21 protein-coding genes and 1 riboswitch are annotated in these 24843 nt (G+C 39.5%); of the genes, 1 reads left to right on the forward strand and 20 read right to left on the reverse strand.

The annotated features are described in order from the left end of the window. Window positions 1-467: 467 nt before the first annotated feature. From glnA to NSQ74_RS20315, 3 genes are all read right to left on the reverse strand, one after another. Window positions 468-1802 carry a type I glutamate--ammonia ligase gene (glnA, locus tag NSQ74_RS20305; protein ID WP_340825713.1) on the reverse strand — a complete coding sequence of 445 codons (1335 nt, stop codon included), beginning with the start codon at window positions 1800-1802 and terminating at the stop codon, window positions 468-470. Window positions 1803-1893: 91 nt separating this feature from the next. Next, window positions 1894-2268 carry a MerR family transcriptional regulator gene (locus tag NSQ74_RS20310; protein ID WP_340825714.1) on the reverse strand — a complete coding sequence of 125 codons (375 nt, stop codon included), beginning with the start codon at window positions 2266-2268 and terminating at the stop codon, window positions 1894-1896. 334 nt (window positions 2269-2602) lie between these two features. Next, window positions 2603-3853: a methionine gamma-lyase family protein gene (locus tag NSQ74_RS20315; protein ID WP_340825715.1), complete on the reverse strand. Its 1251-nt coding sequence runs from the start codon at window positions 3851-3853 to the stop codon at window positions 2603-2605. A 147-nt stretch (window positions 3854-4000) separates the two neighbouring features. Between NSQ74_RS20315 and NSQ74_RS20320 the strand changes: the two genes are divergently transcribed. After that, entirely contained in the window at window positions 4001-4606 is a 606-nt protein-coding gene (locus tag NSQ74_RS20320; protein ID WP_340825716.1) for a trimeric intracellular cation channel family protein, read from the forward strand. A 515-nt stretch (window positions 4607-5121) separates the two neighbouring features. Here the strand turns inward: NSQ74_RS20320 and cobT are convergent. The 17 genes from cobT to NSQ74_RS20405 form a co-directional block, all read right to left on the reverse strand. Beyond that, window positions 5122-6177: a nicotinate-nucleotide--dimethylbenzimidazole phosphoribosyltransferase gene (cobT, locus tag NSQ74_RS20325; protein ID WP_340825718.1), complete on the reverse strand. Its 1056-nt coding sequence runs from the start codon at window positions 6175-6177 to the stop codon at window positions 5122-5124. Between the two features lie 105 nt (window positions 6178-6282). After that, window positions 6283-6458, reverse strand: a riboswitch (cobalamin riboswitch). Between the two features lie 143 nt (window positions 6459-6601). After that, window positions 6602-6904, reverse strand: a complete 303-nt coding sequence (locus NSQ74_RS20330; protein WP_340825719.1) for a rhodanese-like domain-containing protein — start codon at window positions 6902-6904, stop codon at window positions 6602-6604. Window positions 6905-6998: 94 nt separating this feature from the next. After that, on the reverse strand, window positions 6999-7229 hold the full coding sequence (gene hfq, locus NSQ74_RS20335; protein ID WP_228134406.1) for an RNA chaperone Hfq: 231 nt from the start codon (window positions 7227-7229) through the stop codon (window positions 6999-7001). A 98-nt stretch (window positions 7230-7327) separates the two neighbouring features. Then, entirely contained in the window at window positions 7328-8221 is an 894-nt protein-coding gene (gene miaA, locus NSQ74_RS20340) for a tRNA (adenosine(37)-N6)-dimethylallyltransferase MiaA (RefSeq protein ID WP_340825720.1), read from the reverse strand. Beyond that, window positions 8208-9128 (reverse strand): alpha/beta fold hydrolase, encoded by a 921-nt coding sequence (locus NSQ74_RS20345; protein WP_340825721.1) that lies wholly within the window; start codon window positions 9126-9128, stop codon window positions 8208-8210. The genes miaA and NSQ74_RS20345 overlap by 14 nt, the downstream gene beginning before the upstream one ends. Window positions 9129-9131: 3 nt before the next feature. Continuing rightward, a complete protein-coding gene (locus tag NSQ74_RS20350; protein ID WP_340825722.1) occupies window positions 9132-10778 on the reverse strand; it encodes a glycerol-3-phosphate dehydrogenase/oxidase in 1647 nt (548 codons plus the stop codon). Between the two features lie 17 nt (window positions 10779-10795). Then, window positions 10796-12289 carry a glycerol kinase GlpK gene (gene glpK, locus NSQ74_RS20355; RefSeq protein WP_340825724.1) on the reverse strand — a complete coding sequence of 498 codons (1494 nt, stop codon included), beginning with the start codon at window positions 12287-12289 and terminating at the stop codon, window positions 10796-10798. A gap of 87 nt (window positions 12290-12376) precedes the next feature. Beyond that, window positions 12377-14269: a DNA mismatch repair endonuclease MutL gene (mutL, locus tag NSQ74_RS20360; RefSeq protein ID WP_340825725.1), complete on the reverse strand. Its 1893-nt coding sequence runs from the start codon at window positions 14267-14269 to the stop codon at window positions 12377-12379. Window positions 14270-14283: 14 nt separating this feature from the next. Then, entirely contained in the window at window positions 14284-16851 is a 2568-nt protein-coding gene (gene mutS / locus NSQ74_RS20365; protein ID WP_340825726.1) for a DNA mismatch repair protein MutS, read from the reverse strand. Between the two features lie 294 nt (window positions 16852-17145). After that, window positions 17146-17802: an outer spore coat protein CotE gene (cotE, locus tag NSQ74_RS20370; protein ID WP_340825727.1), complete on the reverse strand. Its 657-nt coding sequence runs from the start codon at window positions 17800-17802 to the stop codon at window positions 17146-17148. Between the two features lie 147 nt (window positions 17803-17949). After that, on the reverse strand, window positions 17950-18387 hold the full coding sequence (locus tag NSQ74_RS20375; protein WP_340825728.1) for a RicAFT regulatory complex protein RicA family protein: 438 nt from the start codon (window positions 18385-18387) through the stop codon (window positions 17950-17952). After that, entirely contained in the window at window positions 18388-19932 is a 1545-nt protein-coding gene (gene miaB / locus NSQ74_RS20380; RefSeq protein WP_340825729.1) for a tRNA (N6-isopentenyl adenosine(37)-C2)-methylthiotransferase MiaB, read from the reverse strand. Window positions 19933-20387: 455 nt separating this feature from the next. Then, window positions 20388-21401 (reverse strand): histidinol phosphate phosphatase domain-containing protein, encoded by a 1014-nt coding sequence (locus NSQ74_RS20385; RefSeq protein WP_340825730.1) that lies wholly within the window; start codon window positions 21399-21401, stop codon window positions 20388-20390. Beyond that, a complete protein-coding gene (locus NSQ74_RS20390) occupies window positions 21401-22183 on the reverse strand; it encodes a DeoR/GlpR family DNA-binding transcription regulator (RefSeq protein WP_340825731.1) in 783 nt (260 codons plus the stop codon). Before NSQ74_RS20390 ends, NSQ74_RS20385 begins: the two co-directional genes overlap by 1 nt. Then, entirely contained in the window at window positions 22180-23181 is a 1002-nt protein-coding gene (locus NSQ74_RS20395; RefSeq protein WP_340825732.1) for an ABC transporter ATP-binding protein, read from the reverse strand. Before NSQ74_RS20395 ends, NSQ74_RS20390 begins: the two co-directional genes overlap by 4 nt. Continuing rightward, window positions 23178-23963, reverse strand: a complete 786-nt coding sequence (locus NSQ74_RS20400; protein ID WP_340825733.1) for an ABC transporter permease — start codon at window positions 23961-23963, stop codon at window positions 23178-23180. The genes NSQ74_RS20395 and NSQ74_RS20400 overlap by 4 nt, the downstream gene beginning before the upstream one ends. Next, window positions 23963-24805: an ABC transporter permease gene (locus tag NSQ74_RS20405; protein ID WP_340825734.1), complete on the reverse strand. Its 843-nt coding sequence runs from the start codon at window positions 24803-24805 to the stop codon at window positions 23963-23965. The genes NSQ74_RS20400 and NSQ74_RS20405 overlap by 1 nt, the downstream gene beginning before the upstream one ends. Window positions 24806-24843: the final 38 nt, after the last annotated feature.

Here is a 24843-nt window from a genome sequence, read left to right on the forward strand (position 1 = left end):
GAACTATTCTCGTCTTATACACATTAGCGCTTTATAACGAGCCTTCACCATACGTGCGACTTTCATCGCATACGGCGATCCGTCAACAATAATTTTTAGCTTATTCTTATTTCCCCGTCAACATCGTAATTTTATTTCTATATTAAATCAATAGATTTTCTACAAGGTAAAGAAATCTTAACCTTCTATTATTTTTGCTCTTAATTTAGACATTAGAACACGTTATCAAGAATAGTGGGGCTTGTTCAGTTATGCTATTTTCTAGAAGTTAATTGCTGTTCAACTAGAGGAGCAGGTTAGTTAAATCATCAGTTAGAAACTTTTACTTTTTAGGTTCGTATAACATTAATGATTTTGCAAAATCCCATAATAAATATGGTCAGATTAAAGCAAATGATTTGGTTTTTGAAAAATATGAAGATCAGAAATAGAAAAGCGTTGGAGCCCTTGAGCCCCAACGCTTTTGATTAATACATTTTTAAATATTGATCGCGTTCCCATTGGTGTACTGTTGTACGGTACATGTCGAACTCGATTTCTTTTGCTTCTTTAAAGTTAGCGTAAATGTGCTCACCTAAAGCAGCTTGAGCCACTTTATCTTGCGCAAGTAATGTTAACGCATCGTCAAGCGCTGGCGGTAAATTGGCAATACCATTTGCTTTGCGCTCTTCTTCCGTCATTACGTAGATATTGCGGTTAATTGCCGCTGGTGGTGTTAATTGTTGGCGAATACCTTCTAGACCCGCTTCTAAAATAACAGCCATCGCTAAATATGGGTTTGCTGCTGGGTCCACTGAACGTACTTCTACACGAGTTGAAAGTCCGCGTGCAGATGGGATACGAATAAGTGGTGAACGGTTTTGTGCAGACCAAGCAACGTAGCATGGCGCTTCATAACCAGGAACTAATCGTTTATAAGAGTTAACAGTTGGGTTTGTTACTGCTGTGAATCCTTGTACGTGTGCAAGGACACCTGCCATGAATTGCATTGCTGTTTCAGAAAGGCCTAGCTCAGTAGACTCATCATAGAATGCATTTTCTTTACCTTTAAATAATGACACGTTAAAGTGCATACCAGAGCCTGCTTCACCAAATAATGGTTTTGGCATGAATGTTGCATGTAGGCCGTGTTTACGTGCAATTGTTTTAACAACTAATTTGAACGTTTGGATGTTGTCACATGCTGTAATAGCATCCGCATATTTAAAGTCAATTTCATGTTGACCAGGTGCTACTTCATGGTGAGAAGCTTCAATTTCAAAGCCCATTTCTTCAAGCTCTAAAACGATATCACGACGACAGTTTTCACCTAAATCAGTAGGTGCTAAGTCAAAATAACCACCGTGGTCGTTTACTTCTAACGTAGGTTCACCTTTTGCATCTAATTTGAATAAGAAGAATTCTGGCTCAGGCCCTAAGTTGAAGCTTGTGAAGCCCATATCTTCCATTTTTTTAAGGATACGTTTTAAATTGTTACGTGGGTCACCAGCGAATGGTTCGCCTTTAGCAGTGTATACGTCACAGATGAAACGTGCTACTTTCCCTTTTTCTGAAGTCCAAGGGAAAACTACGAAAGAATCTAAATCAGGATATAAATACATATCTGATTCTTCGATACGCACGAAACCTTCAATTGATGAGCCATCGAACATCATTTTGTTTTCTAGTGCTTTGTCTAGTTGACTAACTGGAATTTCAACGTTTTTAATTGTACCTAGTATATCCGTAAATTGTAAACGAATGAAACTAACATTTTTTTCTTCGATTAAACTCTTGATGTCCTCTTTTGTGTATTTACCCACAGTTTTCCACACTCCTATAAATTGTCTAGCTTATATCTTTACCCTACCCTATTAAATAAAAACCGACCAATTGAAAAATACTTGCATTTATCTAATAGAATCGGGATAAATCCCCACGTCGGATAGATGACTTTTGCATGCGCTGTGCTTGACGCATTTCTTCGCGCATAATTTGACGTAATTCTGTGTCAGTTAAATCAGGTTCTTCAGCTGCAACAGGATCTAATTTTTTAGCAAATAATTTTTTAATTTTCGCCATATTCATACCCTGCTCCAAGTAATCTTTTATTTCAAGAAGCGTATCGACGTCATTTAATGAAAACATTCGACGATTACCTTCTGTTCGGTGTGGCTCAATTAAATGGTGTTCTTCATAATAACGAATTTGGCGTGCCGAAAGCTCGGTCAATTGCATCACGATACTCATAGATAATAACGGCATCGTTCGTCTAATTTCACGACTCATTTAAGTCCCCCCAATACCCGCTTATCATATAACGAAAAATTTTCACTGTCAACAAAGATGTAAGGTTTCCTAACATGGTTTTTTAATTTTTTTTAGAATTGATGAAAAATTGTTAAAAACTATACAAATTACAGTCTTTTTCTTGTTAATAAATTGTAAGAAACAGTAGATTTCAGTTCCATTCGCTCCTTTTTATACTAATTTCCTCCACTTAGAAGTTCTATACGCAACGTATTTTCCATTCGTACTGAAGTGTCAAACTCCCACTATTACCATTACGAGACAAGCCCCATCACGAAACTGTGATAGGGCTTGTCTAACAGCTATAAATTGCCTATTTTCGTATGCTTTGGACAGCGCTACAAATGGCAAATTTCACGTGCTCATATGTCAATCCACCTTGAATAAATGCTGTATACGGCGGACGAATTGGGCCATCCGCTGTAAGTTCAATGCTTGAACCTTGAATAAATGTCCCCGCTGCCATAATGACATCGTCTTCATAGCCAGGCATGTAAGCAGGCTCTGGAGCGTAGTGCGCATTAATTGGAGAATTTGCTTGAATTTCTCGACAGAAAGCAATCATTTGTTCTGCTGTTTTAAATGATACCGATTGAATTAAGTCTGTACGTTCCGCATGATAACTAGGGAAAGTATTCATCCCTATTCCCTCCAGCATTGCTGCTGTGAAAATGGCACCCTTTAATGCTTGACTAACAACATGCGGTGCAAGGAAAAAGCCTTGATAGAAATCACCAAGTGTGTTTAATGTTGCACCTGCTTCTGCCCCAATACCTGGTGAGGTCATACGATAAGCACATTTTTCTACTAAATCAGCTCGTCCTGCAATATAACCACCTATTTTTGCTAAGCCACCACCCGGATTTTTAATAAGAGAACCTGCCATTAAATCAGCACCTACTTCTGTAGGTTCCTGTGCCTCCACAAATTCACCATAGCAGTTATCAACAAAAATAACGGCATTCGGAGCCAATTCTCTAACTTTTTCACACATTTTTGCAATTTGTGAGATGGTAAAGGAAGGACGAGTTGCATAGCCTTTTGAACGTTGAATAGCTATCATTTTCGTGTTTGGTGTAATAGCTGCAGCAACTGCAGTCCAATCAATTTCTTTGTTATCAATCAAATCTACATGACGATAACCAATTTTATAATCCTTCAGCGAGCCCGTATCTTTGTCACCACCATCGACAATCGATTGTAGCGTGTCATATGGTTGACCTGAAATATAAAGCAATTCATCACCTGGTCGTAGCACACCGAATAGACTAAGCGTAATCGCATGTGTACCAGATATGATTTGCGGACGGACAATCGCCGCCTCTGCTCCAAAAACTTGTGCATATACACGCTCAAGATTGTCACGTCCCTCGTCATCATAGCCATAGCCATTTGACGGATGTAAATGAAAATCGCTTACTTGATGCGCTCTGAATGCGGAAAGTACCTTTTGCTGATTGATGAACGCCATATTCTCTACCTTCGTATGATAAGGGCGCACCTTTTCTTCTATTTTTTCCGCTAATGTTAACGTTTCTGCTGTTAAATGGGTTGTAAAAGTCATTGTTTTCGTCTCCGTTTCAAATTGTTCTTTCCTATCTTATCAATTTGTTTGCAACCCTGCAAAAATTGCTATTGTGTCTAGCTGTTAAATGCGCTAAGCTAAGGGGCGGACTTACTACAAATTATTCTCGTATAAGGGGGGAAAGTGATGGCTTGGGAAGTTTTTAGCATCATCGGGACAATTGCCTTCGCTATTTCCGGGGCAATAATTGCAATGGAAGAAGAATACGATTTATTCGGTGTATATATACTTGGCATTGTAACTGCATTCGGTGGAGGTGCCATTCGTAATTTACTGATTGGTCTACCTGTCACAACATTGTGGGGGCAAGATATGATGTTCCAAATTGCGATTGCTGCAATTACTATATTTTTTATTTTTCCGCATCATCTAATACAGCATTGGCATCGTTGGGGCAATTTCACAGATGCTATTGGTTTATCGGCTTTTGCTATACAAGGTGCATTGTACGCTGTCAAACTCAATATGCCAATTAGTGCAGTCATTGTTGCTGCTGTTTTAACTGGTTCAGGCGGTGGTATTGTTCGGGATTTATTGGCTGGACGGAAGCCACTCGTGTTACGCGATGAAATTTACGGTGTATGGGCAGCACTTGCAGGTCTTCTTATTGGACTGGAATTACTACCAGGCGATATTTTCTTATATGTATTATTCGGTGTCATTACGGTTTTACGAGTTCTTTCATATATGAAGAAATGGCGTTTGCCGTTACGGAAGTTGAACCGAGCTTAATAGAGGCTATACCGTTGTGTCCACTTCGGCGAGTGCTTTCTGCGGGTACAACGTAAAAATGTCATCATATTAGTCGAACTCTATATCGTTGATGTCCGCTTCGGTGTGCGCTTTCCGCGGGCACGACGTAAGCCGCAACCTTCGCTAACGCGCGGTTTGTTGCGTCTTACACTGCGTGCGTTCCCGCAGGAGTCGCCCACCTTCGCTACCATCAACTCGTGTTCTCTTCTAATTTTTTATTTACTGCAAAAGAATGAACAGCTATAGTTTCATTCTTCTTACATAGCGTAAAAATACCATCACATTAATCGAACTCTTTTTGCTTTACCGTGAATATCCGCTTCGGCGGGTGCTTTCCGCGGGCACGATGTAAGCCGTAATCGTCGCTGTCGCGCGAATTGTTGCGACTTAGGCTGCGTGCGTTCCCACAGGAGTCACTCGCCTTCGCTACCATCAACTAGATTGCATATACTATTTCCTTCGCTCTAAGAACAAACCTTATTCCTCGTCAATTATTATTTATCTATTAGCGCCATAGACTCTGCTAATGTAGCCATATTGCTCATCATCGAACAAGCTGCGTCTAGAATTGGAAACGCTAATGCTGCGCCAGAGCCCTCTCCCAATCGCATATTCATATGAAGCATCGGCTCTACTCCTAGCAATTCGGCTGCTATTTTTGCCCCAGGTTCTTCTGATGCATGAGAAGGTATGATATAGTCTTGTACTTTTGGTTCAAGCTCATATGCAATTAGTGCAGCTACTGTAGAAATAAAGCCATCAATTACAACTGGTTTGCGATTTGCGGCAGCCGCAAGGATTACTCCAGCCATAGCCCCTATTTCTAACCCACCAACTTTTGCAAGTATATCGATTGCATCATGACGATTAGGTTTGTTTATTTCGATAGCCTTTTGAATAACAGCTACTTTATGTTCAATTCCTCCTGACCCTAGCCCTGCACCGAATCCCGTCACTTCATGCGGGTGACAAGCATGAAGTACTGATAATATAGCTGCACTAGGTGTTGTATTGCCAATCCCCATTTCACCAGTACCAAGAACATTTGCCCCTTTTGCTATTTCTGATGTCGCTATTTCTATGCCTACTTCAATTGATTGGACTGCTTCTTCCCTCGTCATCGCCGGACCTTTCGCCATATTGTCCGTACCGTATTTAATTTTTTTAATTAAAACACCAGCATCAAGCGGAATATCCTCTTTGACACCGACGTCCACCGTTACAATTTTTGCATTTGTTATTTTAGCAATAGCACAAACACCTGTTACCCCTTTAGGAAAATTCAATGTTTGAAAAAATGTTACGTTTTGTGGATTCGATGTTACCCCTTCGTCACAAACACCGTGATCTGCCGCACATACGATGATCACTTTGTTATCGAGTTTAGGATATAGTTCTCCCGTAATCCCAGTTAGTTGTATAGCAAGCGACTCCAGCTTCCCTAAACTGCTCGGTGGCTTGCTAAGAGAATCTATACGTTCCTTCGCATTTTCCATCATTTTGTTGTTAGTACGTTGAATGTGTTGAATCGTTTGTTGTAGCAATTGCATCATCATCTCTCCTTTTTTTAGCCTTTTACATAAAAGAATGAAAAAAATAGAAAAGCCTGTAGTTTATTTCATAACAAATAAACTACAGACTTTTCCATCGTCCATATCATCCGAAGCAATTAGGCAGGTCTCCTGGCTCAATCTCAACATTTTATAGAACCTTCCCAGCCATCGCTAGTGGTATTCTCTATAAAACTCCATTTTACAGTGGTGGGACCGCTAAAGCATTTCACTTTATTCCCTATTCTCCCAAAGTGGGCACCTAATGCTTTTATGTAATTACTTTAAATTTACGACAAAGTTTTTTGAGTGTCAATATTGTTAAAAGTTTTGGTAACAGCACTTTTTGCATTGCCATCATTTAATATAAACAAAAAAAATGAGGTATTTAACAACTGACTTGTTAAATACCTTCATCTTTACATTATTTAAATTCTAATTCCCCATCATAGGCAAGCATGCCGCCTTCAAGATTTGTTACATCAAAGCCTTGTGCTTCTAAATAAGCACATGCATTTGCCGAGCGTCCGCCAGCTTTACATACGATAATATAAGGCTTAGATCTATCTATCTCATCTAAACGCTCTGGAATTGTTCCAAGCGCTATATGCTTAGCACCAGGAATGACACCTTGTGCTACCTCATCATCTTCTCGCACATCAATAATGTATAGGTCTTCGTTAGCATCTAGTTGTTCTAATAATTGCGTTGTATCCATTGATTTCATCTTTATAGTCCTCCAATATATCAATTTCCTATTACATTATAGCGTGAACGAAAAAAAACAGCTAGTGATGTAGCACTAGCTGCTTAAAATGACTCTATTCTTCTGTCTCTAAAAATTCGACTTGCTTTGCTGGAACGAAAGTAGAAATTGCGTGTTTGTAAATGAGATGCTGTTTGCTTTCAGCATCAACTAATAATACTGTAAAGTTGTCATAGGATTTCACTGTTCCTTTTAACTGGAACCCGTTTAACAGAAACACAGTTACAAAAACACTGTTTTTACGTAGATGGTTCAAAAACGTATCTTGCAAATTGATTGATTTCATAGATTGCGCCTCCCCTACTCTCTTTCTACCTCTTCATTCCTATAGTAGCATGTTATACCAATTTATCAATTAGTAATTTTTAGAAATTATTAAAGTTTTTAGTCTTTTTCAATAAAATGAATGTCCATCTTATTACGGAAATAAGTAAGTTGTCTTTTCGCGTAGCGACGAGAATTTTGTTTTAAACTTTCAATTGCTTCTTCTAATGTGCATCGACCATCTAAGTAATCATACAATTCCTTATAGCCAATCGCTTGTATTGACTGTACACCTCGAATATTTTGCTGCCATAACCCTTTTACTTCTTGTAACAGCCCTTTGTCCATCATCAAATCTACTCGGCGATTTATGCGATCATAAAGCTCATCGCGTGACATATTTTCTCCAAGCCCTAAAATCAAATGGCGATAAAGGGGGATTTCTCCACGATTATGTTCATCTGAAGCTTTTGAAACACCACTTAATTCAATCATTTCTAATGCTCGAATAACACGTCTTGTATTATTCGGATGAATTGTTTCTGCCGTTTTCGGATCCAATGCTAATAGTTTTGCATGCATTGCTTCAGGACCCAACTTTTCTAGCTCCTCATAATATGCCTTACGTGCTACCTCATCTACCTGCTCCTCCGTAAATTGGAAATCATAGAGCACTGCTTGTACATATAACCCAGAGCCTCCAACAATAATTGGCAACTTCCCGCCTGCCTGTATTTCACTAATTTTGGCACGCACCAGTTTTTGATAATCCGCTACTGAAAATGATTCTGTTGGCTCTTTGAAGCTTAATAAATGATGTGGTACACCTTGCATCTCTTCCTCGGTAATTTTCGCTGTACCAATATTTAAGTCTTTATAAATTTGCATCGAATCGCCATTAATAATTTCACCATTATACTTTTTTGCTAGCTCAATGCTCAGTGCTGTTTTACCAGAGGCCGTTGGTCCAACGATTGCAACAACCTCTGCTTGCTGAATTTTATTTTGTATCATACTTTTTTAACCACCGTAATAAAACTTGATGAACCGCCTGATGATTGTCTTCATTTAAAATTTCGTGTCGCTTATCTTCAAATAAATAGACTGTAACATCCTGTATACCTGCTTCTACAAAACGCTCTGCCACTGTATACACTCCTTGACCAGCGTCACCAACAGGGTCCTTGCTACCACTTATCAAAAGGATCGGTAAGTTTTTATTTATTTTTTCAATCTCTTTTTTTCGATTTAGCACCATAAGGCCAGCCGTTAAATCAACAAAAAATTGGTTTGTTGGTATAAAGCCACAATATGGATCATCGATATATTTTTGCACCTCATGCTCTACAGAACATAACCAATCATACGCTGTTTTAGCATTTGGAACTTGCTTATTGAAGCTCCCAAAACTCAATTTATTTAATAAAGGGCTCTCCAACTCTTTGCCCAGCTGCATTGCTAATACTTGTGCAACATAATGTCCAATCTTATGCAATGTTGAAACGTTTCCTGTTCCACAAAGTATAACGTTATCCACGCCATTGCCGTAAAGCTGAATATACCTTCTAGCAATAAAAGAACCCATACTATGACCGAACAAAATGAAAGGCACATCGGCAAATTGAGCATGCATAGTTATTATCACTTCATGGGCATCTTCAACAACACGGTCAAAACCATTTTTCTCAGCGAAAAAACCTAATGTGCCGTTATAAGATGCTGTTTCTCCATGTCCACGATGATCATGCATCGTAACTGCATAGCCTGCTGCACATAGTATTCGAGCAAATTTTAGATAACGTCCACTATGCTCTGCCATGCCATGTAAAATATGAAAATGACCTATGCATGGAATAGCCGGAGTCAATGTTCGCGTAAACACAAAATATCCATCCGACATTTTCATATAACGCTCTTCCATTTACTACACCTCCACATCCGCAAAACTTGTCGCATCTATTATGGCTTGTTCTAATTGAGCAACATAAGTATTTCTTTGGGATTCTGAGTAGTGAAAACGCTGTTGCATTACTTGAATTACTTGCTCCTTATATCGTTTCACTGCATCAATATCAAAGTATAATAATCCCGTACGACGAATAAAGAAATCACAAGGTGTATAAACCATTTCCGCTTCTATACCATAGAGCAGCATCGCATGTAACACGAGAGGCATCGTACTGCCATGCTCATGCAAATACTTTACCTGATCAAATAAAGCGTCAACATTTGTACCATACTTTTGCACAAGATGCTTTGCTTCATCATAATTCAGGCCATACTGAACACCCTCTCTAGCTTTATATGCAGTATAATCAGGGAAATTAATAGCATTAATGCCCTTTGCACCCGAAAGCGACAGCTCACGTGTCATACATGGACTTGCATGCTTAAATTTATGTGTTTTGACAATTTTATCAACAATTGTTTCGGCCATTTGGCGGTAGCCTGTTAGCTTGCCACCAGCAATGGTCATCAAACCACTTGATGCTGTCCAAATCTCATCTTTACGCGAAATTTCAGAAGGGTCTTTACCTTTTTCGAAAATAAGTGGACGTACACCTGCCCAAGAAGATTCAACTGTTTTTCTTGTAATTTCGGCTGTTGGAAAAACATTTTTAGCAGCCTCAATTAAATAATCTACATCTTGTTGTGTTGCAGTAGGGTGTATAGGATTTCCTTCATAAACTGTATCCGTTGTCCCTAAATATGTTTTACCATCACGTGGAATTGCAAAAGCCATACGACCATCTGGAATATCAAAATAGACTGCCTGTTGCAATGGGAAGTGCTTTTGATTGAGTACAATATGGACACCTTTGGTCAGACGTAATTGTTTTTTGTCCGTACTTTTATCTTTTTGTCGTACTTCATCTACCCAAGGACCAGTAGCGTTGACGATTTGCGCCGCATGAACTTCCACTACTTTTCCTGTTACATGATCTTTTACTTTTGCCCCAATTAGCTTTTTCTTGTTATATAAAAATCCTGTCATTTCAGCATAGTTTACACAAAGTGCGCCATATTCAACCGCTTTTTTTAACACTTCAATTGTTAAACGTGCATCATCGGTACGATACTCCACATAATAGCCGCCGCCAACGAGCTCATCACGCTTTAATAATGGCTCAAGCGCTGCTGTTTCTTGTGCACTCAACATTGTGCGACGTTCTTGCTTTTTCACACCTGCTAATCGGTCATAAACCTTCAATGCTATTGAAGTCGTAAATGGACCAAGTGAACCATGCTTATATAAAGGCAACAGCATCTTTTCAGGCGTCGTTACATGAACAGCATTATCATAAACGATTTCGCGTTCACGCCCAACTTCAGCCACTACACCCATATCAAATTGTTTTAAATATCGAAGGCCTCCGTGAATTAGCTTTGTTGAACGGCTTGATGTACCAGCCGCAAAATCCTGCATCTCAATCAATGCGACAGATAATCCTCTTGATGCGGCATCGAGTGCAATTCCAGCACCAGTAATGCCACCTCCAATTACTAATACGTCAAAGCTATATTGCTCTAAATAATCCATAATTTTAGGACGGTTCTCAAATGAAAACATACTTTCTCCCCCATTAGCTATGATTTGAATAAACGTGTAGCTTCCACAGCTCTTTGCCAGCCCGCATATAATATCGCGCTTTGCTCTGTGCTCATTTTGGGTTGATAGGTTTGCCCATTTGCCCATAATGCAGCTAACGCCTCTTTATTTTCCCAAAATCCAGTTGCCAGCCCTGCTAAATAGGCTGCCCCGAGTGCAGTCGATTCATTAAGCTTTGCTAACTCCACCTCTAACTGTAAAATATCACTTTGGAATTGCATTAAGAAGCCATTACTTACAGCTCCACCATCTACCCGCAATACTTCAATTGGTGTGCCAGCCGCTTCCTCCATTGCATCCAGTACATCTTTCGTCTGGTAAGCCAATGATTCAAGCGTTGCCCGGATAAAATGTTCTTTTGAAGTACCCCGTGTCAAACCAAAAATAGCGCCACGGGCATCGGTATCCCAGTATGGTGTGCCTAATCCTACAAATGCAGGTACAACGTATACACCATCTGTATCAGCTACCTTTGTTGCATATTTTTCAGATTCTTTAGCAGTGCGAATCATGCGAAGACCATCACGTAACCACTGAATTGCTGAACCTGCTACAAAGACACTGCCTTCTAATGCATATGTCACAGTGCCATCAATGCCCCAAGCAATCGTTGTAAGCAAACCATTTTCAGAATGTATAGCCTGTTCACCTGTATTTAACAACATAAAACAGCCGGTACCGTACGTATTTTTAGCCATGCCCTTCGCAAAGCATGTTTGCCCAAAGAGCGCTGCCTGCTGGTCGCCAGCAATACCTGCAATTGGCGTTTCTTGCCCAAAAAATACGCTCGGTGCGGTTTTCGTATAGATTTCTGACGAATTTCTTACTTCTGGTAACATCGTCATTGGGATATTTAGTAGCTCACAAAGTTCTTCGTCCCACTGTAGTTCATGGATATTATAAAGTAATGTCCGCGCCGCATTCGAATAATCCGTAATATGTGCCTTCCCTTTTGATAATCGCCAAACAATCCAAGAATCAATCGTGCCGAAGAGTAAATCACCATTTTCCGCCTTGTCACGTGCACCTTCAACATTGTCTAAAATCCATTTAATTTTTGTTGCAGAGAAATAGGAATCCAGACGTAACCCTGTCTTTTGTTGAAACATGTTTTCATGGCCTTGTTCCTTCAACTCTTTAACAATGTCCTGGGTTTGCCTTGATTGCCAAACGATAGCATTGTAGACAGGCTGACCAGTATGTTTATCCCAAACTACCGTAGTTTCCCGCTGATTTGTAATGCCAATTGCATGTACCTCACTTGCTTCATGACCACTTTCAGTTAACACTGCTGCGATAACCGAGAGCACTGATCCCCAAATCTCATTGGCATTATGCTCTACCCAGCCTGCCTTCGGAAAATACTGCTGAAATTCCTTTTGTGCAACATGGACAATTTCACCTTTATGATTGAATAAAATCGCTCTTGAACTTGTCGTACCTTGATCAATTGCTAAAATAAATTCACCCATTTTTTCTCCCCCTTAGGTTTTCTCACCACGCACGAGATTGCTGTAAGTTTTTCTTTTATTTACTGCGACCTCGATGCTCAGTTATCACTACATTACCCGTTTGAACATTTTTTCCACTTCATAGGTTGTAAAATGAATTAGCACTGGGCGACCATGTGGACAGGTAAATGGATTGTCTGCTTCGCGTAAATCGTCTAGCAATGCAACCATTTGCTCTTTCGTTAAATAATGATTAGCCTTAATAGACTTTTTACAGCTCATCATAATGGCTGCTGCCTCACGCATTTTTTTAACATCTGCCTTTTTCGTCGTCAATACTTGCTCAATTAAATCCTCAATAATGTCCTGCTCCTCGCCATTTGGAAACCAACTAGGATGCTCACGAATAACAAATGATGACTGTCCAAAATCCTCTAAAAATACGCCAACAGCCTCTAGCTGCTGTCTATTTTCACGCAGTATAAGCGCCTCGTCTGCTGCGTAATGGAAGGTCAAGGGAAGTAATAATGTCTGTCGTTCGTTCGGATTAACTTGCCCAACCTTTTCACGGAAAAACTCGTACTTAATACGCTCCTGTGCCGCATGTTGGTCGATTAAATAAAAGCCATCCTCCATTTGCGCAACGATATATGTCCCGTGAATTTGCCCTACTACTTCAAGAGCAGGGAATGGTTCTTTTTTAGGCTCTTCTATTTGAGATTCTTCTATTTGAGGTTCCTCATTTAGAAATTCCATGTGCTCTATTGGTGACTCTACTTCAACCTGATTTGTTTCTAATTGTTGAATTGGTTGCCAGCTCTCTTCTATAACTGTAGCTGTTGGTGCTGGCTCCTTAACTGGCAATATGCTGGACTCTTGAACAGTTTGCGCATCATAAAGCTTTTCAACGATAGCATTCATTTTTTCGACATCCAGCTTCGGGGTAGGCTTCCAAATATTCAGCTGTTCTGTTGCAGGTTTCGGAATTTTTTCTTTCTTTTCCATTAGTGGTACACGCATAACTTCTCGAATTTTGCCACGAATCGTTTCTTCAATCAATTTCAGTAGCTCTGGTTCTTTACTTAAACGTATTTGGTGTTTGGCTGGATGAACATTTACGTCTGTTAAATAAGGATCACCTTCAATATAAAGTGCTACAATTGGAAAACGTTCAATCGGTAAATACGTATGGTATGCGTCGATAATAGCCTTTTGCACCAAATAATGTTTCACCCAACGACCATTAACAAACAGCGACATATAATTTTTAGAAGCACGCGTCACCTCTGGTAAAGATATAAAGCCCGACACCTTATAGTCATGAGACTCCCCTTGAAATGGCACCATTTTTTTCGCATTATGCATACCATAAATCGCAGCAAGTACTTGCTGTACATCGCCTCGTCCATTTGTCTGTAGCAACTGCTGACCGTTATGTAGCAATCGAAAGGCAATTTGTGGATTACCAAGCGCTAGACGGTTCATAAGATCAATCGTATGCCCAAGCTCGGTTTGTATCGTTTTCATATATTTTAAACGCGCAGGCGTATTGAAAAATAGCTGTGCCACTGTAATATCTGTTCCTTTACGCAATGGCCCAGGCTTTTGCACTGCCACATGGCCACCCTCTAGTTCCACATACGTCCCTGATTCACCAGTCGAAGTAATCATCGTCATTTTGGATACCGATGCGATTGATGCTAATGCCTCACCACGAAATCCTAAAGTACGAATACGAAATAAATCATGCTCCTGATGAATCTTACTTGTTGCATGGCGTGAGAAAGAGATCAGTGCGTCTTCCTCATCCATCCCACTACCATTATCAATAACTTGAATTGAAGTGAGGCCCGCTTCTAGTAAAAAGACATCAATGGACGTACTCCCAGCATCAATTGCATTTTCGACTAGTTCTTTGACTACAGATGCTGGTCGTTCTACTACTTCCCCCGCGGCAATTCTATTGGATAGCCACGCGTCCATAATTTGAATTTTCCCCATGGCGCTTCACTCCTTTATTTTTTAGCGTTAACTAATTGCTGTTGTAATTCATATAAAATATTAATGGCCTGCATTGGTGATGTGCCTAGAATATTCACCTTCTCCAAGCTTTTCAAGACATCTGCCTCAGCTGAAGGCAACGCTGCTTCTTCTGTAAAGAGCGACATTTGTACAGGTTGTTCAACTACTTCTGGGGACACAGGAATTTCTTTACCTGCCTCAAAGTTTTCGAGCAATATACGTGCTCTCTCTAAAATTTCCTCTGGTAATTGTGCTAGCTGGGCTACATGAATACCATATGATTTATCTGCCGCCCCCTTTTTCACCTTGTGTAAAAAGACAACTGTTCCATTCTTTTCAGTGGCAGATACATGCACATTTTGTAAGCGAGGTAACTCTTTTTCTAAAGCTGTCAATTCATGATAATGTGTAGAGAAAAGTGTATTTGCGCCGATTTTGTCATGAATATATTCCATCATAGATTGCGCAAGACTCATACCATCATATGTGGATGTTCCACGACCAATTTCATCAAACAGCATTAAGCTATTTTGAGTTGCATGCATAATCGCATGCTGTGATTCTAGCATTTCTACCATAAATGTTGATTGTCCTGCAGCTAAATCATCCGCTGCACCAATCCGTGTAAAAATTTGATCTGTAATTGGTAATCTTGCCTTTTCCGCCGGCACATAGCATCCCATTTGTGCCATCACAACAATGAGTGCTACTTGGCGCATATACGTACTTTTACCAGACATATTGGGCCCCGTAATGAGCATCATGTTGTGATTTTCTTCGAGCACACAATCATTCGGTACATACATTTGCTTATTGAGCATTTTCTCTACAACGGGGTGTCGTCCTTCAATAATTTCAAGCGCACGTCCCGCATGAAATTCGGGCTTCGTAAAACGATATTTTTCAGAAACGCTTGCAAAGCTAAGCAATACATCTAATTCACTAATGCTCGCTGCTAACGCTTGTACACGTGGAATGAATGATTTTAATTGTTCACGTATTTCAACGAATAGGTTGTACTCCAATGCCAAGCTTTCTTCCTCGGCATTCAAAATAAGTGACTCTTTTTCTTTCAGTTCCTGCGTAATATAACGTTCCGCATTCGCGAGTGTTTGTTTACGTTCATAGCGTGTTAAATCTGCCAAATGGATATTAGATTTTGTTATTTCGATATAATAGCCAAAAATACGGTTATAGCCTATTTTCAAGTTTTTAATGCCCGTTTTTGCACGTTCCGCTTGTTCTAACTGGGCTATCCAGTCCTTGCCATTGCGAGACGCATAACGCAGTTCATCTAATCGTTCATTATAGCCATCTCGGATAACATCACCTTCTTTAATAGTGATTGGTGGGTTATCTGTAATAGCAAGTGCCAATAAAGCCTCAACGTCAGCACATGTATCGAGTGCTGCACCTAACTTGTGCAATGTTTCTTTATTTGCTCCAATTAACTGTTGTTGAATAACTGGAACTTGTCGTAATGAATCGCGAAGCTGTGCTAAATCGCGCCCGCCTACATTGCCAAACGCCACACGACCAGCTAAACGTTCTAAATCATATACTTGTTTTAGAGAGATTTGTAATTCCGATCTTACAAAATATTCTTCTAACAAATCACTAACCATCGCAAGTCTATCCTCAATAGCTGAGCGTGATGCTAACGGTTGATGTAGCCACTGCTTCAGCTTACGCCCACCCATCGCTGTAACAGTGTCATCTAATAGCCATAACAATGTACCTTTTTGGTCGCCGCCACGAATGGACTGAATCAGTTCTAAGTTTCGCTTTGAGCTAGAATCGATGCGTAGATAGTTTTTCATTTCATTGAAGGTAAACGCTTGAATATGAGAAAGTGAACGCATTTGTGTCTTATCGATATAATGAAGCAAACGAAGGCAAGCTAACTGTATAGTTGCTGGAACCGCTTCTAAATAGTTCACCGCTTTGTCCATCACCATTTCATCTTCTTCAACGGATAGGACAATGCCAAAATTCATTGCATGTTCTGCCAACAAAAGCTGTAAGCTCTCTGTTACGATTAATTCTCGAATACCATATGCCTGCATCTGCATCAGAAGTGCCTTGCCATCCCCTTCAATTGTTGACGCTATTGCTTCACCTGTAGATAGATCCAAGTAGGCATAGCCAAATGTCGTGGCATCCAATTGTTCTGCTGCGCCTATAAAATGATTGGTTTTACCATCTAGCGCCTTACCTTCCATAATAGTACCTGGCGTAATAAGTTGGACTACTTCACGTTTGACTACACCTTTTGCTAGCTTAGGATCTTCCGTTTGCTCACAAATTGCAACCTTATAGCCTTTTTGCACAAGTGTTTCAATATAATTTTTTGCCGAGTGATGTGGTACCCCACACATTGGAATACGCTCCTTAGCGCCTGCATCTCGACTCGTTAATGTAATTTCTAAAATTTGTGATGCATTAATTGCATCTTCAAAAAACATTTCGTAAAAGTCACCTAATCTAAAAAATAAAAAGGCATCCTTATAATCTTCTTTTACTTGCAAATATTGTTGCATCATTGGTGTATAAGTTGTCATTTAAAAATTCCCTCGCTCTTGCCATTTAAATCAAATACGCATTGGCATATTTGCGTTTAGATAAATTTTGTATTGTGCTATGGGTATGTACACTTGTAGTTACGTTAGCAATTGCTACTTAGAGCGATAAATCTAGGCTAACATATTAACACCTTCTAAAGGCTGAACTATCCATTGAGTGCTTCTTCCCCTAATCGTTATATTTATTATAACAAAAGATACATGCGAAACGCTTATTTCACCTTTGTAAAGATGCTAGCATTTCGCATGTATCAAAAAATATTATCTTGTATATTATCTTGGACGTTCGTCAGGAAACGATGAGGACTCTAAAACGAATCTTCCTTCACTACTTGAGCTAGAAGAACTGGAACTAGAGCTTGACGATGAAGATGATGAAGATGAACTTTCATCATTAAAATTCCATTCCTCTTCGAAATCTAGCGGATGTACACTAATACAAATTGTCATTTCACCCATTACTTCAACGACAGTCTCACGTTCTACTACAATTTCAAATTTTGTTCCACATGGAGAAATTACCGCTTCCATGCAATTTGGTTCTTGTATTACACGCACACGCACATCATCGCCAACTGTTACTTCGCCATCTCTAAAATTAAGCTTTACTTTGTCTTTATAGTGAACCGTTTCTGAAAACACTGCTGTTTTCGAATGATTACTATAAGCATACCATACATTGACATCAAACTTTCCTGACACTTCTACAAATTTACCGACTTTTTTTGCTGAACAAGTATGGTTGATTACCCAGCAACCGAGAATACTCGTCGGTTTATTTGTTGGACATAACGTTACACGTTCTTCCGTTCTCTTCTTCCCTTTGGCAACTACTGCTTTCGTCACGATTTGTCGTAAACGTTTCAGCGCAATTCCTCCTTCGACTCTTTTCACTCCATCATATGCAGGTAGCGCCCATTGGGTGAACATATTTCATAGAATCGAATTGACTTCCTTTATACATTTTTGCATTCAACAGCTTTAGTAGAGGCTTTCATTATGTGTAAACCCCTTGCTAAATTGCTTCATAAAAATAGCCCGAATGCAGTCATTCGGGCTGTTTCTTCTATTATTTATTTATGAACAGCTACCTGGTTGAGAATTTTGTACATAAGAGCCAGTTTCACCACGTAACACATCGCCACCTGTTGAACGCACAATTTCATTTGTAACGTTATTGGCAATTGTGTTTGACACTAATTGTAATAAGTCATTCACATCACCTTGTGATTCTTTAAATTGCTGCACGACAGGAATGGCATTAATTTCTTCTTCGATTTTTTCTATTTTGTCTTCGATCATTTTTAATGCTTTTTCTTTACCTAAGTGCTGGAAGTTTACTGCTTGTTTTTGCAAGCTTTTTAAACTAGCAATACGTTCACGAACAAGTTGATTTTCATTAATTTGTGCTTCAGCTTTTTTAAAAAAATCAACTTCCGGTGTATTCGCAATCATATGCGCAATTTCATGGGATTTTTTAATTAAATCTTCTTTTGTATACAATACTTGTGTCATTTACGCTTCCACCTTTTCATTTTTTACTACTTCCACAAATTCTCCTGTTAATGAATAAGAAGTAGCCTCCGTTATTTTCACTTTCACTAACTGCCCAATTAACGCTGTTGGTGCTTTAAAATTCACGAGGCGATTTTTACGCGTATAGCCGGCAAGTACGTCATCACGACGTTTACTTGTTCCTTCCACTAACACTTCTACGATTTCGCCTTTCAAGCCTTCAAGCGCTTTTCTAGAATATTCTTGTACGACTGCATTTAAACGATGTAGACGCTCTTTTTTCACATCTTCTGGTACATTGTCAACCATCTTCGCAGCTGGCGTACCTTCTCGAGGAGAGTAAATATACGTAAAGGCCATTTCAAAGCCTACTTCACGGTATAGTGATATCGTCTCTTCAAATTGCTCCTCTGTTTCGTTTGGATAACCGACAATAATATCCGTTGTTAACGTCACACCTGGAATTGCAGCTTTAATCTTATCTACTAGGCTAAGGAAATGCTCACGACTATATTTACGAGCCATAATTTTTAACACATCATTTGAACCCGATTGTACTGGTAAATGAATATGTTCAACTAAGTTCCCACCTTTTGCTAGCACTTCAATTAAATAATCATCGAAATCACGAGGGTGACTTGTTGTAAAGCGAATACGCGGAATATCAATTTTTCGCAATTCATCCATTAAGTCACCTAGGCGGTAATCAAGGTCCTCAAAGTCTTTCCCGTAAGCGTTGACATTTTGGCCAAGGAGCATAATTTCTTTATAGCCCGCCGCTGCTAGCTCACGAACTTCAGCAATGATTTCCTCGGGACGTCGACTACGTTCTTTCCCACGCGTATATGGCACGATACAATACGTACAAAACTTGTCACAGCCGTACATTATATTGACCCAGGCTTTAATGGAACCTAAACGTTTTTTCGGCAAGTTTTCAATAACGTCGCCCTCTTTAGACCAAACCTCTACAACCATTTCCTTCGACATGTATGCTTCTTTTAAAATATTTGGCAAACGGTGTATATTGTGTGTGCCAAATACCATATCGACGTGCGGATACGTTTTTAAAATTTTATTAACTACAGATTCTTCTTGCGACATACAGCCACATACACCAATTAGCATTTCTGGATTTTTGCGTTTATATTTTAGCAGGAAACCAAGCTCTCCAAACACTTTGTTCTCTGCATTTTCACGGATTGCACATGTATTGAGTAGCACCACATCTGCTTCCTCGATAATCTCTGTTGAAGTATAACCGAGCTGCATAAATATCCCAGCCATCACTTCTGTATCGTGCTCATTCATTTGGCAGCCATATGTACGGATATAGAAAGTCCGTCCCTCGCCCATGCCAGCAAATTGTTCGGCTATTTGGAAGTCTTTATGGTATTTCACTTCTTCTTTGCCGCGTTTTTTTGCATCTTTTAATGAAGGTGCAGTAAAGACCTTCTCAAAATATTTACTATAATCCTTTTCAGGCTTGTCTTCTTTTTTTGGTTGATTGACTTGTTGACTGGTTAATCGTTGTTCCTCATTCATTGCAGGTCAGGTAACTCCTTTCAAACGAAATCCGTGCATTCGAATTCCCATTTTACTATTATACTGAATGATTACTACTTCCTACAAGGTTTGTGTACTAAATGTCGTGGTTTCGACTTAAATACACTTCTTATTAAAAATATTCCGTCGTTCTTGTCTATTGCTTCATAATAAACAAGGAGGCTGGGACAAAAGAGAAAAAGTGTTAGATTGACAGTAATCAATCTAACACTTTTTTGCAATGTCGTTGTTGTCCACTACGGCGGTGCTTTCCGCGGGCACATTCGTAAGTCGCAACCCCCGCTATCGCGTGGTCTGTTGCGTCTTATGCTGCGTGCATTCCCGCAGGAGTCACCCCCTTCGCTGCCAACAACAAGTATAACTGTTTAAATGCATGATACTTAGCATAGATACCTAGCAAAAATCACCGATGACATTATCAACGGTGATTGTTGTTATAACTCTATATATTTTTTTGTGCGTTGATCGAACCCTACTAGGTGTTGAACGCCTAAGCTCTTTAGCAAATCAGTATTGGCAAACGTATATTTTCCTAAATCATCAGGGAAATGGGCGTCTGAAGAAACGGTAAATTCTACACCTCTTTGTACTAAAACTTGCAAAAACAATGGACCTGGGCACATTTCTTGGACGGGATAGCGATAATATAACCCTGCATTAATTTCCGTAGCCGTTTGTGTGTTAACAAGCGCTTGTGCGATTTGTTCATACCATAAAAGATTAAACGCCTCATCCTCAACATGATAATGAAAAACTTTAAAATTATCTAAGTGAGCCACAAAATCAAACATGTTAGACTGTATCATTTGCACGACCGTTGAAAAAAACTGCGTATAGTTTTTTTGCAATGTTGTTTGATCCATATTAGCAAATAAATGCTCTGTTTGTGGATTATCAAAGCCCCAGCCATCTACAAAATGAACAGAGCCAATCACATAATCCCAAGGGTGTCCTTCTAGTAGCGATGCCAATTGCGTCTCGCCACCTACAAAGTAATCCGCTTCAATGCCTAGCTTTAACTCGACACCATGCTGACGCCATTTTTTCTTTGCCTTTGCTATCGCTAATACGAAATCGTCCATATTTTCAGTCATCACACTATCTAGCCAGTATCGTTGCAGTGGACCGATTTCTTGTGAATCATCTAATTGCATATATTGTTCAAAATAGGAGCGAGCCTCATGAAAGCGATACAAATGATCGACAATACCAACCTCTCGTAAACCAAGTTGTTTTGCCTTTTGTAAATATAGGTCAAGCCATTCTTCACTATAGCAGCCATTATGTAATCGACTAGCCAATGCTGACACTTGCCATTCAACCAACGCTTTGGAACCTTTAGTAGTACTTCTAGGCTCATGAAAATGCGATATCGCGCGAGATGTTCGTTCCAGCCAACGGAAAGAATAGGGCCCCTCCTCTAAATGCACATGGTAATCAATTGTCATTAACTTTTCCCTCCACTACATACTGTCCACTGTTCTTCGTATACTTGCCAGTCTTCTGGGCAAGCAATATCACACATTATTTCCGTACATTGTGCTAAATGACAGATTTGATAAAATGAATGGCCATTAATTTTTGATGCATCTGCTAATAATATTGTCTTTTTACTTTGCTGTAGCATCTTTTGGGAAATCAGTGATTCATCTAAATCATAGTCATACACAATGCCATCCTTCATGCCACCGCAAGATAAAAACGCTTTGTCGAAGTTCATATTGCCTAACCATTCTAATGTCATTGCACCAGCAACCGAAGCTTGTCTAGGGTTTGTTGTTCCACCTAATAAAATAACTTTCCCTGTCATCCGTCTTTCTTCAATGGCAAGATTAAATTGTGCAGCAGCGGCAATGGAATGAGTAACAACAGTAATATCATCCACTGCCATTAAGTAATCTGCAATGTGCACTGTCGTCGTCCCTGTATCAACTGCAATCGTATCCCCATCACATATTCGCATCGCAGCCTGCCGAGCAATGATACACTTTGCCTCTTTTTGCATTTGTAATTTCCGTAAAAATGCAGGTTCTGTTCGAACATTTGTATACTTAATTGCTCCACCATGCACTCTCGTCAATAGATGTTGCTGCTCTAGCTCATCCAAATCCCGACGAACAGTTTCAGGTGCTACGAACAATGCTTCTGCGATATTTGCCACAATGATTTTTCCATCGAGCTCTAATTGCTTTAATATAAATTCAAACCGTTCAATTTTAGCATACGTCATGATAGTGCAATCACATCTTCCTTCGCCACGTAACACTTATAGTTTTTACCTAGTTCAAGCGTTTGCCCACGCTGATGTAACTGTTCCATTGTAAATGTAAAGTCGCCTTCTAAAGTTGTACGAATGATGTTACCACTCATTAACGACTGTGTCGCTACACCTAAAAGACAAAAGTCTCCATCCTTCATCTCGACATGAACAGCTTCTGGTCGAATGGCAAACTTCCCACTATTTCCAGGCAATTTCGTTCCGATCATCGTCTCTAACACTTGTCGTGGAAAAACATTATAATGACCAATGAAATTTGCAATAAATTCACTTTTCGGATTCGTATAAATTTCTGTCGGTGTGCCGCTTTGCGCAATTTCCCCATTGCTCATAACAAATATTTTGTCTGATACAGCCATAGCTTCATCCTGATCATGGGTTACTAAAATCATTGTCATCCCAAGCTGTCGTTGGATCGCACGTAAATCGCTCTGTAATTTTTTGCGTATTTGCGCATCAAGCGCACTTAGCGGCTCATCTAAAAGCAACACTTTAGGTCGTACAATGAGTGCGCGTGCAAGCGCTACTCGTTGCTGTTGACCACCAGACAATTCCTTTGGATATGCATTCGCCTTTTCTGTCAAATGCACGATCGCTAGAATTTCCTGCACACGATGCTCCACTTCTGCATTATTTATTTTTTGCATTCGCAAGCCAAACGCAATATTTTCTTTGACGGTCATGTTCGGAAATAGTGCGTAGGATTGAAATACCATCCCGACCTGGCGCTCTTTCGGCTGGATGCCGCCCATATTTTTTCCTTCAATTTGTATTTTTCCTGCTGTTGCATCCGTTAGGCCCGCAACAATTCTTAAAATAGTACTTTTCCCACAGCCACTTGGCCCTAAAAGTGTAATAAATTGACCTTTTTCAATTGTCATTTCGATATTTGATAAGACAGTTGTTTGTTCATATTTTTTATGAAGTCCTTCAATTACAATATAGCTCATACATTTGTCGCACCTTTCGAACGATTCGTTAATATCGCAATAGCGAAAGTTAATAAGCCCATTAGAACGATATAAATAAAGACGACCGCACTGGCAATATGACCACTTGTACTTAGCTTTTTCATTAAATAAATTTGTACAGTTTCAAAGCGCGAGCCGACTACTAAATTAATTAGTACAAATTCTCCAAAGAGCACTGAAAACGATAATAACGCGCCAGCGAACAAGCCTGGATAAACGGTTGGTAACAGTATTTTCGTAAATGCCTGCCTTTTAGTTGAACCTAATAATTGTGCCGCGTCTAACAGTTGCTTTGCATCTATATTACGCAAGCTATTGCGAGTCCCTTGATATATATATGGCAAAATACCAATCACATAGGCGCCCAATACGACCAAAATCATCGGTACACCTATTGTTGAATATACGCGGATCAATCCAACGGCTAAAATTATTCCAGGAAATGAATACACCATAACGACTGCCACTTGAATCCATTTTTCATACTTTGGAAAATATAAAACAATGACAAATATCGCAGGCACAATGACGAATAATGCAATGGCGACTGCACCTCCAGAAAGCAAGACCGAACGTCCAAATGCCTGCATAAATGCTGCATCCTGGAACAGTGTAGCAAGCCACTTAAATGTCAATCCCTCGGGAAAAACTGTTTTATGCCACTTGGATGAAAAGGCATAAAGCATTGTCGCTACTATCGGCAATAGCAAATACAACATTAAAAGGAGGAAAACGCTATTAGCAAAATTTCTTTTTTTCATTACAATTTCCCCCTTGTTTTCTTTATGCTCCATTCACTTATTAGCATTGCGGTCACCATCGTTACTGCCAGCAATACTGCAATGGCACTTGCCAACTCGGGTTGAGCAAAAATATCTCCCTTAATCAGTGCTCCAATTCGTATAGCAACTAAATTATAATTACTACTAGTTAAGGCGTATGCAGATGCATAAGCACCCATTGCATTGGCAAATAACACGCTAAAGGTTCCAACAATACCTGGTAACATAACGGGAATACCAATTTTTATCCAAAATTGAAAAGTCGATGCACCTAAAAGCGCAGCCGCTTCCTTCCATTGCTGCTGTATACCATCATAAATCGGATACAGCAGCATTAACGCTAACGGCAGTTGAAAATAAATATAAATGAGCAATAAACCACTCCAGCTATAAAGGGAAAAGGACGATAATGCACCTATTTCCCATTTTTCAAATAGCAACGTAAATAGTCCACTATTACCAAGCAAGACAATAAACGCAAAAGCTAAAGGAATACCTGAAAAATTTGAAGTTAAATTTGTTATTATTAAAATTTTCTCCCGTACAGGCTGCGAAAAGTGCATAATCGCATGAACTGCAAACAACGTAACGATTAGCGCAACTACTGCCGAAATGACAGATAACGTCACACTATTTTTAAATCCTTGTAAAATATAATTATTCGTTAATACGGATTTATATTGCGCTAACGTAAATCCTTCGCTATTACTAAAGCTCGTAACGAGCATGTACAGTAATGGCACTAGGAAAAATAACATTACAAGTAACAGGAAAGGTGTAAGCCAGGCAAAAGATTGCCTCTTAGATATCAAAACTACCACTTCTTTCTAACTTAAAAATGGATAAACGTTAAATCTGA

The sequence above is a fragment of the Lysinibacillus sp. FSL W8-0992 genome (genome assembly GCF_038008685.1).
GTDB lineage: Bacteria > Bacillota > Bacilli > Bacillales_A > Planococcaceae > Lysinibacillus.